The sequence below is a fragment of the Streptomyces sp. NPDC059851 genome (assembly GCF_042732005.1).
In the GTDB taxonomy this organism is placed as follows: Bacteria; Actinomycetota; Actinomycetes; order Streptomycetales; family Streptomycetaceae; genus Streptomyces.
The window spans coordinates 97,735-108,108 of sequence record NZ_JBHWJJ010000011.1; the positions used below are offsets into that span (position 1 = coordinate 97,735).

At 70.0% G+C, this 10,374-nt stretch carries 9 protein-coding genes and 1 pseudogene; 6 read left to right on the forward strand and 4 right to left on the reverse strand.

The window, feature by feature from the left end; genetic code table 11:
* Positions 1-36 precede the first annotated feature (36 nt).
* Positions 37-2,265, forward strand: a complete 2,229-nt coding sequence (locus ACFV7Q_RS05945) for an endonuclease (protein WP_385424024.1) — start codon at positions 37-39, stop codon at positions 2,263-2,265.
* Positions 2,266-2,422: 157 nt separating this feature from the next.
* Positions 2,423-3,229, forward strand: coding sequence for a hypothetical protein (locus ACFV7Q_RS05950; RefSeq protein ID WP_385424027.1), 807 nt, complete (start codon positions 2,423-2,425; stop codon positions 3,227-3,229).
* A 39-nt stretch (positions 3,230-3,268) separates the two neighbouring features.
* Here the strand turns inward: ACFV7Q_RS05950 and ACFV7Q_RS05955 are convergent, their stop codons facing one another.
* The 4 genes from ACFV7Q_RS05955 to ACFV7Q_RS05970 form a co-directional block, all read right to left on the reverse strand.
* The gene (locus tag ACFV7Q_RS05955; RefSeq protein ID WP_385424030.1) at positions 3,269-3,490 is read right to left on the reverse strand and encodes a helix-turn-helix domain-containing protein; all 222 of its coding nucleotides are present in this window, start codon (positions 3,488-3,490) and stop codon (positions 3,269-3,271) included.
* Entirely contained in the window at positions 3,490-3,975 is a 486-nt protein-coding gene (locus ACFV7Q_RS05960) for a DUF2975 domain-containing protein (protein WP_385424032.1), read from the reverse strand. Before ACFV7Q_RS05960 ends, ACFV7Q_RS05955 begins: the two co-directional genes overlap by 1 nt.
* A 251-nt stretch (positions 3,976-4,226) precedes the next feature.
* Positions 4,227-5,414, reverse strand: coding sequence for a hypothetical protein (locus tag ACFV7Q_RS05965; RefSeq protein ID WP_385424035.1), 1,188 nt, complete (start codon positions 5,412-5,414; stop codon positions 4,227-4,229).
* Positions 5,415-5,678: 264 nt separating this feature from the next.
* A complete protein-coding gene (locus tag ACFV7Q_RS05970; RefSeq protein WP_385424038.1) occupies positions 5,679-7,262 on the reverse strand; it encodes an alpha/beta fold hydrolase in 1,584 nt (527 codons plus the stop codon).
* Positions 7,263-7,826: 564 nt separating this feature from the next.
* On the opposite strand from ACFV7Q_RS05970, the gene ACFV7Q_RS05975 reads away from it, so the two are divergent.
* The 4 genes and pseudogenes from ACFV7Q_RS05975 to ACFV7Q_RS05990 form a co-directional block, all read left to right on the forward strand.
* Complete coding sequence (locus ACFV7Q_RS05975; protein ID WP_385424040.1) at positions 7,827-8,375, forward strand: hypothetical protein; 549 nt, start codon at positions 7,827-7,829, stop codon at positions 8,373-8,375.
* Positions 8,372-8,710, forward strand: a complete 339-nt coding sequence (locus ACFV7Q_RS05980; protein ID WP_385424042.1) for a hypothetical protein — start codon at positions 8,372-8,374, stop codon at positions 8,708-8,710. The genes ACFV7Q_RS05975 and ACFV7Q_RS05980 overlap by 4 nt, the downstream gene beginning before the upstream one ends.
* Positions 8,711-8,712: 2 nt before the next feature.
* Complete coding sequence (locus ACFV7Q_RS05985) at positions 8,713-9,495, forward strand: hypothetical protein (RefSeq protein WP_385424045.1); 783 nt, start codon at positions 8,713-8,715, stop codon at positions 9,493-9,495.
* A pseudogene (locus ACFV7Q_RS05990) lies at positions 9,485-10,374 on the forward strand (hypothetical protein); the annotation flags it as partial. The gene ACFV7Q_RS05985 and the pseudogene ACFV7Q_RS05990, both read left to right, overlap by 11 nt.

Here is a 10,374-nt window from a genome sequence, read left to right on the forward strand (position 1 = left end):
GTAGGAGAAGGAGTGCCGCCTAGGAGGCGAGCCGATATGACAGTGGAGCAGTTGTCACAGGTCGACATGGGTTTCCTGGAACAGATGGAGGATGCCGGTCGGCGCTACGCGACCCGTACCGCAGAGCGTGACGGCCACCTGGAGGCGCTCGAACAGCACGGCATCCTCCATGCCGACACCCAGGACCGGGTCAGCAACAGACTGAACCGTCTGGGCGTCGACTGGGCCATGGCCACAGCGGTCGAGCGGACACCGGCGACCGCCACGACCGGTACGAGCCTGGCTCTGGACGGCGAGCTGGTCAGCACCGACCTGCTGGTGCTCGAACGGTTCATGGGACGCAACGACCTCATCGGAATCGACTACCTCGAAGGCGGTTTCCTCGCCGCCCGCTCGGTCGGCCGAATAACCGTCCGGAGTCCCGGGTCGTCCCACACCGGCACCGGTTTCCTGGTGTCCCCCTCACTGCTGATGACGAACAACCACGTGTTGGGCTCCGCCGAGGAGGCGGCCGCCGGAGTCGTCGAATTCAACTTCCAGGCGGGCATGGACGGGCGGCCCCAGGTCCCGGTCGTGTTCCAGCTCGATCCGCAGAGCCTCTTCATCACCCACCGGGACCTCGATTTCACCGTGGTCTCGGTCTGCGAACGCTCCCGAGACGGTCAGCCGCTGGCAGCCTTCGGGAGTCTGCCGCTCAAGGAAGCTCAGGGCAAGGCCGTCATCGGCGAACTCGTCAACATCATTCAGCACCCCAACGGCGAGCCCAAGCAGCTCGCCCTGCGGGACAACCAGATCGTGGACGTGCTGGACGACTTCGTGCACTACTCGGCCGACACGGCGCGCGGCTCCTCCGGCGCTCCGGTGTTCAACGACCAGTGGGAGGTCGTGGCACTGCACCACGCAGGTGCGCCCCGCAAGGACCGCGACGGCAACGTGCTGGCCGTCGACGGAACCCGCTGGCATCCGAGCATGGGAGAGCACCGGGTGGACTGGAAGGCCAATGAGGGCGTGCGCGTCAGCCGCATCCTCGGCATGATCCAGCAGTTCCCGCTGTCCGGCGCTGCGGCGGCGCTCCGGGCGGAGCTGTTCGCGGCCGGCTCGTCACTGCGCCCCGAGGAGGTCTCGCCGCCGACGGTCCTGACGGGCCGCACGAACGGCGCCGCGCCCCAGAGCACGACGGTGGACCGGAGCGGTGAGCAGCATGCCACGACAGGATCCGTCCGCTGGAGCGTCCCCCTGCACATCAGCGTCAGTCTCGGCGCCGATGAGGCCCTGCAGCCCCGGGCCGCATCACCTGCTGCGGCACCCGTTGTGGCACCGGCTGCGGCACCGGCGCACCGTGCGGTCACCCCCTCGTACGTCGGCTCCCTGGCCGGAATCGGAAGCATCGACGGCCAGTCGCCCGCCGAGCGGGACCTGGCAGCCGCCCTGGTCAACCTCGCGGCCTTCAGCGCCCGCCCCTACTACGACGAGGCCGCGGACCTGACGGCACGCGACGCCTACTACGCGGGCATTCAAGCCAGCAACCCCACAGCCCTGCGCCTCGCACTCACCCAGCGTCTGGAGTCCACGCACGAGCGCCGGCCGGCGTACAAGCCGATGCGTCTGCTCTACCCGTGGGTGGATCTGCACCCCGACGAGAAACTCCACGGCATCTACTCGAACAACGGCTTCACCCCGGAGGAGCTCATGGCGGCCGACGCGGCGGTGGAGGCCGCCCGGATCGGACGCTGGCAGGAGTTCATGCTCCACGAGGGTGCGCCCGGCCGGGAGGCCATCGAGGCCGAGTTCGACCTCCTGGAGGCGGCGCTGCCCTTCAACTGTGAACACGTCGTGCCCCAGTCCTGGTTCGCCAAGAAGGAGCCGATGCGCGGGGACCTGCACCACCTCTTCGCCTGCGAGTCGACGTGCAACAGCTTCCGCGGGAACATCCCCTACTTCGACTTCCCGGATTTCGACGAGGCCGTTCGGCACGCCTGCGGACGCCTGGAGCCGGGGAAGTTCGAGCCCTCGGAGGGCAAGGGGCCGGTCGCCAGGGCCACGCTCTACTTCTTGCTCCGCTACCCCGGCAAGATCGGCGACGAGGCGCGCGAGCTCCAGCGGGCCGGTTTGGAGCTGCTGCTGAACTGGCACGGGGACCATCCGGTCGGCCTCTACGAGCAGCACCGCAACGCGGCGATAGCCGAGGTGCAAGGCAACCGCAATCCGCTGATAGACCACCCGGAGTGGGCCGAGCAGATCGACTTCGCAGGTGCCTGGCCCTGACCCGCGACGTCTGTCCGGAAACCGGAAGGTTGGGGCCGGCCGCGATCAGTGCCTGCTGTGGAAGCCGCCGTCGCGACGGTGGAACGGTGCCGGGCGTCGCGACGGTGGAACGGTGCCGGGCGGCTGCTGTCCCAGGGGTGGGGTAGCGTTTTCGATCATGCGTATGCCGCCGCCCCAACAGTCCCCCGGCCCCTACGGGCCGCCGCAGTCCCCGAATCCGTACGGCGGCCCCCACTACGCCCCGCAGTCCTTCCGGCCGCAGTACCCGGCACAGCCGTATCCAGGCCACGGGGCGTGGGGGCAGCCGCCGGTCGGCCCGCCGCAGCGCAAGTCCCAGCCCTGGAAGGTGATCGGGATCATCGCGGCCTCGGTGGCGGCGATCAGCGTCATCAAGGTGGCGACCGACATCTCAGCCAGGACGAGCGGAGCCGGATTCCCGAAGGCCGAGTACCGGCTCACCGTGCCGAAGACCCTCGTGGGCGGCAGGTTCGAACTGGTCCAGGACTTGTCGCAGTCCAAGGGAAAGGAAGGACTCCAGGGCACTCACAGCTCGAAGGTCCGCAACCCCCAGCCGGCCGTGGGCCAGTACACCTCCGGCTCGCCGGCCAGTCCGAGCGTGCTTGCCCTGTCGGGGATGTACGGCCAGTTCAAAGACCCGGCGCAGGCCCGCAGGAAGATGCTGGCCGGCGCCGCGGACGCCGAGGGCGCAACCCTGGCGGTCCCCGCCCGGGACGTCACACCCGTCGGCTCGGGCATCACGCTGAGCTGCCAGGTGCTGACGTACGAGGACGGCGGCGCCACCTCCACCCTGCCGATGTGCGCCTGGGCGGACGAGAACACGAGCGCCGCGGTCGGCCTCGCCACCCCCGAGACAGCACAGCAGGCCCCCGGATCGGTCGAACTCGACAAGATCGCCGAGATCACGCTCAAGGTCCGGGCGGAGGCGCGGCAGCCGATCGACTGACCGCCGGCTACGCGGCGGCCTCCGCCCGGCGTGGGCACGTCATCCGCCCTCGGCGTCCTCGGTCTCCCAGCGCAGGAGGTCGCCCGGCTGGCATTCGAGCACCTCGCAGAGCGCGGCGAGCGTCGTGAAGCGCACCGCCTTGGCGCGGCCGTTCTTGAGTACCGACAGGTTGGCCGGCGTGATCCCCACACGGTCCGCGAGTTCGCCCACGGACATCTTCCGTTTGGCCAGCATCACGTCGATGTCGACGGCGATCGGCATCAGATCACCCCGTCCAGCTCGGCCTGCATCTGCGTCGCTTCGGCATCACGCGCGACGGCCTGGGCGAGCAGCATCCGCATCACGAGCACGATGAGCGCGACCCCCAGGACGGCCAGGCCGATCCCGCCCATGATGACGGTGACGCCCGGGTCGTCGCGCTGGCCGGGCGCGTTGAGGACCGTGACCGCGAACCACAGGAGGGCAGCCGCCACGATCGAGCCGATCACCGTGTCCACGTAGCGGAAGGCGGCGTGGGAGAACACGGTTCCGCGTCGCACCATCGTCACCAGCCGCCATACGCAGACCAGGGCGACCTGGGCCGTCACCATGCCCAGGATCACGATCAGGCGCAGCGGGGTCAGCGGGAGCGACCCGTCCTCGGGGTCCGTGGCCAACGCCCACACCATCAACGCCTGCACGAACACGGTGCCGGCGAGCACCACCGCGAGCACGGCTCGCAGCGCACCCGTTGTCAGCTTTCCCATAGCCCACCCTTCCATCGAGTTGCGATGGAAATCTATCGAATATCGATAGATGAAGGCAAGGGGTGGGACTGCAGGTGGGCACCCGAGAGCGTTCGCCCCGCCGGCGATTCCTCGATCGGCGGGGCGGGGGTGGGGGCCGTGCCGTGAACGATCGTCGAGTGCCGCCACGGTGAACGGAGCCGCAGATGACTCGCTCCCGCACAGAAGGCCTACCGCAGCGGCAACTCGCCTCCACCCGTGCGGCTCCGTCCCTACGCCACCGTGTGCGGCACCCAGACCGCGGCGTGGAAAGGACCGTTGGCGGTGAACGGGTCAGGGGGCGGAAGCGCTGCACTGCCTGCGATGACGCCGTGACAGTTGACCTGGGTCGCGGAGGAGTTGCGGCCTCCGAGGGAGGCCAGGTAGGTGAAGTCACCGCTGTCGACGCGGGCGACGAAGGCGAAGGAGTTGGGGGCGAAGTTGTCACCGACCATGAGGTTCCCGGCGATCTGCTTGACCTTGGTGACACCACGCCCGGTGCCGATCACGGCACTGGTGTGCGTCTTGAGGTCGAACGAGCTGGCGAGCAAGCCGTCGCCGCCGACGACGGTGCTCCCGCTGACCAGCTGCGCGGTCAGGAAGCGGGACCCCAGGTCCGTGCGGGTGCCGGTGCGGAGGTCGTAGGCGTATCCGGTGAGGCCGTTGCCGGCCGTTCGAGACTGGCCGACCACGGTCGAACCGCTGACGTCGTTGGCCGTGCTGGAGCTTCCGCCGAGGGTGCCGAGATCGGTCATCGTCCGGGTTCGGAGGTCGTACGCGAACCCGTGCGTCGTGGTGGCAGGCGCGTTCGGCAGGGATGAGCTCCCCACGACGACCGCACCGCTGACGGCCGCCCCGGTGCTGTGGCCCGACGGGCCGGCGAGGCTGCCGAGATCGATCATGGTCCGGGTGCGCAGGCTGTACGCGAACGCGTGGGTGACCACGTCGCCGGCCAGCGACGACGTCCCCACCACTGTGTCACCGTTGATGCCGGTGATGTGGGTGCTGCTGCCGCCGAGAGTGCCGATGTCGACGAGCTTGCGCGTCCGGAGGTCGTAGGCGAATCCATGAGTCGGGCCGTCCGCGGAGAGGTCTGACTCCCCTACGACGTGATCCCCCTCCACGCCGGTCGCCCGGCTGGAGTGCCCCAGCGTGCCGAGATCGGTCATGGTGTGCCCGCGCAGGTCGTATGCGAAGGCGTGTTCGGCCGCGTCGCCGCTGGTCAGTGAGCTCCCGACGACCGTGCTGCCGTGGATGGCGGTCGCCTTGCTGCGGGTACCGCCCAGGGTGCCGAGGTCCTGCACGCTGTACCGTACGGGCGCCGCCGCCGACTCGGCCGACGACGTGTCAGCCCCGTACGCCGGCCCGGCGCCCACGGCGAGCAGGCCCGCGGCGACCAGAATCCGGGCACGTAATCGCATGCGCATGATGCCCCCTGAAGTTGATCGATCGAGACTTGCACGGTTCGGCAGACCGCTGTGCCCTCCCCGAGCACGGGCCGACCGACCGCATGGTGCACAGCTCTCACTTGTACGGCAGTTCCGATCGACCAAACAGGAGGCGGTCGGCCACAAGTACGGCGTTCGTCCCACCGTGTCCCCGACGGGGGTCCCGCTCGCGGCTGCGGCTGCCGACCTGGTGCGCCCGCGCCGTGCGGGTGGGTGGCGTGCCGTCCGCCCTCCCGGTCACTTCGGGGTGATCGTGAACGGTTCCCACTTCAGGCCCGCCACGCAGCCGGTGTCGGGCGCGGTCGGACGGGTGAGGAAGGATGCCAACACCTTCTGGGCGCAGGGCGACTGCGGGACGACCCAGTGCCCGATGCCGGGAACCTGCACGGTGGTCGACCGGGGCAGCGTACGAGCCGTCTTCTGCGCCCAGCTCGCCCCGGTCTTCATGTCGAACGTCCCGTTGAAGAAGAGCGTCGGCACCGAGCTGACAGGAGCCACCCGCTGCATGGCGGTGCGGTCCGGGACGTCCCAGACACGGCACACCTGCTCCTGGAAGGCCAATTGGGGCGCCTGGGCCAGGACCGGGTCCGGCCAGCCGGGGAAGGCGCGGCGGCCGGCGGCCAGCACGTCGGACGGCGAGTGGCCCGGCACCCACTCGCTGCACACCACCGAATTCGTCAGACCGTGCGCGGTCTGGCCCTCGACCTGGACGGAGCCGGCGGCGCGGGCCCGGGCGAAGCGCTCCGGACGTCCCCGGCCGAGTTCCTCGATGGCGGCCGGGACGTCGGCGAACGGGATCGCCTTGGCGACCAGTACGTTCAGCAGTGCGCCGCCGTCGAGGACGACCTTCACCGGGTCTCCGCCCTGCGGCGGCCGGACGTTCAGTGTCAGCGGCCGGACCTCCAGCTTGCGCACCTGCTCGTTCAGGGTGCGCCGGAGGTTCGGGTAGCGGCTCTTGCAGCGGGGCTCGGCAGCGCAGGCCTCGTAGAGGCGTTCGAGTCCCTCCTGGGCGCCGGCCCAGGCGAACGGCAGGGATACCGACTGCGGAGGGGTGAAGGAGTCGAGCGCCACCGCGCGGATCCCCTGGGGGTGCAGGCGCAGGTAGGTCATGGCCAGGTCGCTGCCGTAGGAGTGGCCGTAGACGTTCCACCGTTTGATGCCGAGCGCCGTGCGGAGGTCAGCGAAGTCGGCGGCGTTCTCGGTGCTGTTGTAAGCGGTCAGGTCGGTTCCGTCGGCCGTCAGGCGGTCCCGGCACTGCTTCACCGCGTCGAGCATGAGCTCTCGCGTCCGTGGTGCGTAGGACGGGAGCCCCACGGACGTGGCGTTGAAGCGGTCCAGCTCGGGGCAGGCGAGGTTGGGCTCGTCGTAGAGGTTGCCGCGCTGGGCCATGATGATCAGGTCGCGGTCACGGTTCAGGCCGGAGTCGACCAGGAACGGGATGTCGTCGAACGTCTCGCCACCGGGGCCGCCCGACATGAACACCACGGGGTCCTGGGCCGGCTTCGCCGAGGTGGCCGGGATGACCGCCACGGCCAGCCGGATGGTCCGGCCTCCGGGACGGGCACGGTTCTCCGGGACCTCCAGGACACCGCACCGGGCGGTGGCCAGTGCTTCGATCGGTTCGGGTGTCTTGGGGCAGGGGCCGGGCACGAAGCGTGACGCGGCGGCCGTGCCGGACCCGGTGACATCGCCGGGACCGGGGTGCCGTGATGCGGGGCCGCCGGCGGCGGCGCCGGCAGACGCGGGGAGGAGTACGGCCAAGAGGGCCAGGGCGGCCGCCCCGGCAGCCGGCGTCCCGATGTGGAAACTGTGCTCTGCCATGTGATCCCGTTCCTCTGCCGGAGCCACGGCTTTCCCGCTGGGCGACGCAGCGGCGGGGTGGGCGGAACGCACGTAATTCGACGCTACCGGGTGATCCGAAGACACGCACTCGGACGGCCGGGCGGGGCCCTCGGGCTCGGCTCGGCCGGCCGGGCGGGGCCCTCGGGCTCGGCCGGCCGCGGCAGCTCGGCAGCGGTGGTCACCTCGCAGAAGATCAGCTGTCGTCGTCCGGAGGCTGCTGCACCCCACAGCCGCCCGTACGGGCCCGGCCGGCGGCGCCCGGCCCGCGCGCGGACACGAGGAAGGTTCGCCAGCGGCGGGACCGGCTACTGCTTTGCTCCCATGAAGAATGTCGGCCACAGTGGCCGGTATTTGATCTCATTGGGATCATGTGACAGACCGTGACACCATGCCGTTCCGCTCAGTTAGAGGGATGGTGAATGTCCCTCAGGTATTAGCAGTGGCCCGGTGTGGGGTGCCGCCGAAGCCAGGCCGGCAGGCGTGTGAAATTCGCACTAGCTACGGGCTGTGCGTGCACGGGTACGGGCACGGGCACGGGGAATCATGAGCAAGAGGGGCGACTCGGTGAACCCGAGACTGCCGGACGGCGCCCGGCTGGCCGTACCCGTGCTGGCCGCGGTGGGCGGGGACGCGCGCTCCACCGTGGCGCATCTGCTGACCGACGAGCCCTCCCGCGCCGGCGACACGGTCGTCGCCGACTTGGCACCCCGACTCGCGTCCCCCTCGCCGGGGTGGACCTCCACCGCCGCGGCCGACGGTCCCGCCGCGCTCCCGCCTGACCAGCCCGTAACCCCCCAGGCCGTCCGTCGAGCTGCCACCGTCCGGCAGGCGGTCGCGGGCCAGTGGTCGGTACTGACCGACACCCGCGACTCGTCACGCCGCCCCACTCTCCCTGCGGAGCGAGCCCGCCGCCCCGCCCGCCCGCCCGCATCCGCTCCCGCACGCGGCAGGCCGCCCGCGAACTCGCGACAGCAGGGCTCGCCACGGTCCGCGAACACTTCGGCGACCCGCTGCCGGATGCCCCACAGCCAGCCGCCCGTCCCCGCACCACCGCCACACCTGCCGCCTGACGAGGAAGACCCGACCCGATGAGCCACATCCTGACGACCCTGCACGCTGTCGCCGCCGACCCCGGCCTCGCCATCCTGGCCGACGGCCCCGTGCCCGCCTTCAACCCGGCACTGCCCGACCCGGTCAACAACAGCGCCAAGACGATCCTGTCGTGGACCGCGGGCGGTGGCCTCACCCTCGCCGTCCTCGGCGGGCTCAGCGGGTGGGCGCTGACGGCGATCGGCCACAACACCGAACGCGCCGCCCTGGCGGCCCGGGGCAAGCAAGGCGTGCTGTGGAGCCTGATCGGTGCCGGGGGCATCGGCATGACGTCCTCCCTGGTCCTGGCCGTCTACAAGATGTCGAAGGGCAGCTGACCGTGGACGCCTCCCCAGGACTCAACGCCCGCCGAGCCCGCTTCATCCTGGCCGGCGGCGCCGTCGCAGTGGCCGGACTCCTGGTTGCCGGCGGATTCACCGCCGCCACCCTGATGAACGGCGATCCCAAGGGGCAGCCACAGGCATCCGCTAGTCCCGCAACGCCGGGCGCACCCTCGTCGGGGAGCACCCCCGGCCGGGATCGTTTCATCACGCCGGAAAAGGGCGAGAAGATCATTCTGCGCAAGCCCACCGACCACAAGAACGGTGTGGCGGTTGGCTTCCCCGCTTCTCCGGGCGGCGGCATCTCGGCTGTCGTGTACTTCTGGGAGGAGTACGCCTGGCTGGACGACGAGAAGGCCGGCCAGCAGCTGAACGCCGTGGCCGCCAAGGACGCCCCGGGCTTCGCGGACAAGCGGGTCTCCGAGATCCGCAAGATGCGCGAGGCCATCGGCCTCGCGCCCTCGGGAGGCATCCCGGCCGACATCACCTTCACCACGTCCGTCCACGCCGCGCGAGGCAAGACCCTCAAGGTGCCCGGCGTGCCAATGGGGAGTGTCATGCAGGTCTGGCTCTCCTACGACCGGTTCGCCACCGGGCCCAAGGGCGGACGGGACGAGAACCCGCTGCGCGGCGAGACCATCGCCTTCGTCGTGAAGTGGGAAGACGGCGCCTGGAAGTTCACCGATAAGTACGACTCGATGGGCGACTTCCCCGTGGCCTACGAGCCCGACAGCCCGTACGCGTGGACCGACGGATGGGTCCAGGTACGCCATGCGGGATGATCGCCTGGAGCGGTCCAGCCGCGCCTTGATCCTGATCTGCATGCTGCTGGCGTTCCTCGGGGCCGGCGGCTCCCTCTCCGCGGCGGTGGCAGCCGACGATCCGACACACCACGCCTCTGTCGGCCCTCCGTCCCCCATCCCCACCGAGTGGGAGCAGTTCAGTGTGGGGATCGACACGAACGGCAAGTACTGCCTGGTCGAGAAGATCGGCGACTTCAAGGTTTGCTGGCTGCCGGGACCCGGCGACCCGCCGTTCCCCGGCAAGGGCCGGCTGCTCATCTGCGAGGGTGCCGACGGCAATGGTGCCCGCAACTGCGACGAGAAAGGCCAGCGCGAGGCGGAGGCCCGAAAGCTGAAGCGGTGGCGCGAGGCCTTCTCGGAGCAGGACGAGAAGGAGTACGCGGAGCTGATCGAGTTCGTCAGCGACTGCGTGGCCAAGAAGGGCCGGCCCTTCACCGTGTGCAAGAAGGAGGGCACCGGCAAGTTCGGGGAGCCGGTTCAGACCCCGCTGGAGTGGGCCGCGGGCAAATTCTCCCAGTTCGCGTCCAACGCGCTGAAGGAAGCCGCCTCCCACCTCGGCAAATCCGTGGTGTGGCTACTGGAGAAGTTCGCACGGTTCTTCAACACGAGCTCGACGATCAAGCTCGAAGACACCGGGCTGGACAGGTTCACCGCCCTGATGACCGCCCTGTCCGCGGTCGTGGCGTGTTTCCTGCTGCTGCTCCAGTTCGGGAAGGTCGCGATCAGCCACAACGGCGCCCCGGCCGCGACCGCGCTCACCGGTCTCGCCAAGTGGGCGGTGATCTCCTCCGTCTACCTCCTGGTCGCCCAGACCGCCCTGAACTGGTCGGACGCCATCTCGGACTGGATCGTCACCTC

Coding starts and splice junctions, on each gene's coding strand:
- ACFV7Q_RS05975 (WP_385424040.1), top strand. CDS start 7,827: ATGAGCAAGAGGGGCGACTCGGTGAACCCGAGACTGCCGGACGGCGCC.
- ACFV7Q_RS05950 (WP_385424027.1), top strand. CDS start 2,423: ATGCGTATGCCGCCGCCCCAACAGTCCCCCGGCCCCTACGGGCCGCCG.
- ACFV7Q_RS05965 (WP_385424035.1), bottom strand. CDS start 5,414: ATGCGATTACGTGCCCGGATTCTGGTCGCCGCGGGCCTGCTCGCCGTG.
- ACFV7Q_RS05945 (WP_385424024.1), top strand. CDS start 37: ATGACAGTGGAGCAGTTGTCACAGGTCGACATGGGTTTCCTGGAACAG.
- ACFV7Q_RS05980 (WP_385424042.1), top strand. CDS start 8,372: ATGAGCCACATCCTGACGACCCTGCACGCTGTCGCCGCCGACCCCGGC.
- ACFV7Q_RS05955 (WP_385424030.1), bottom strand. CDS start 3,490: ATGCCGATCGCCGTCGACATCGACGTGATGCTGGCCAAACGGAAGATG.
- ACFV7Q_RS05960 (WP_385424032.1), bottom strand. CDS start 3,975: ATGGGAAAGCTGACAACGGGTGCGCTGCGAGCCGTGCTCGCGGTGGTG.
- ACFV7Q_RS05970 (WP_385424038.1), bottom strand. CDS start 7,262: ATGGCAGAGCACAGTTTCCACATCGGGACGCCGGCTGCCGGGGCGGCC.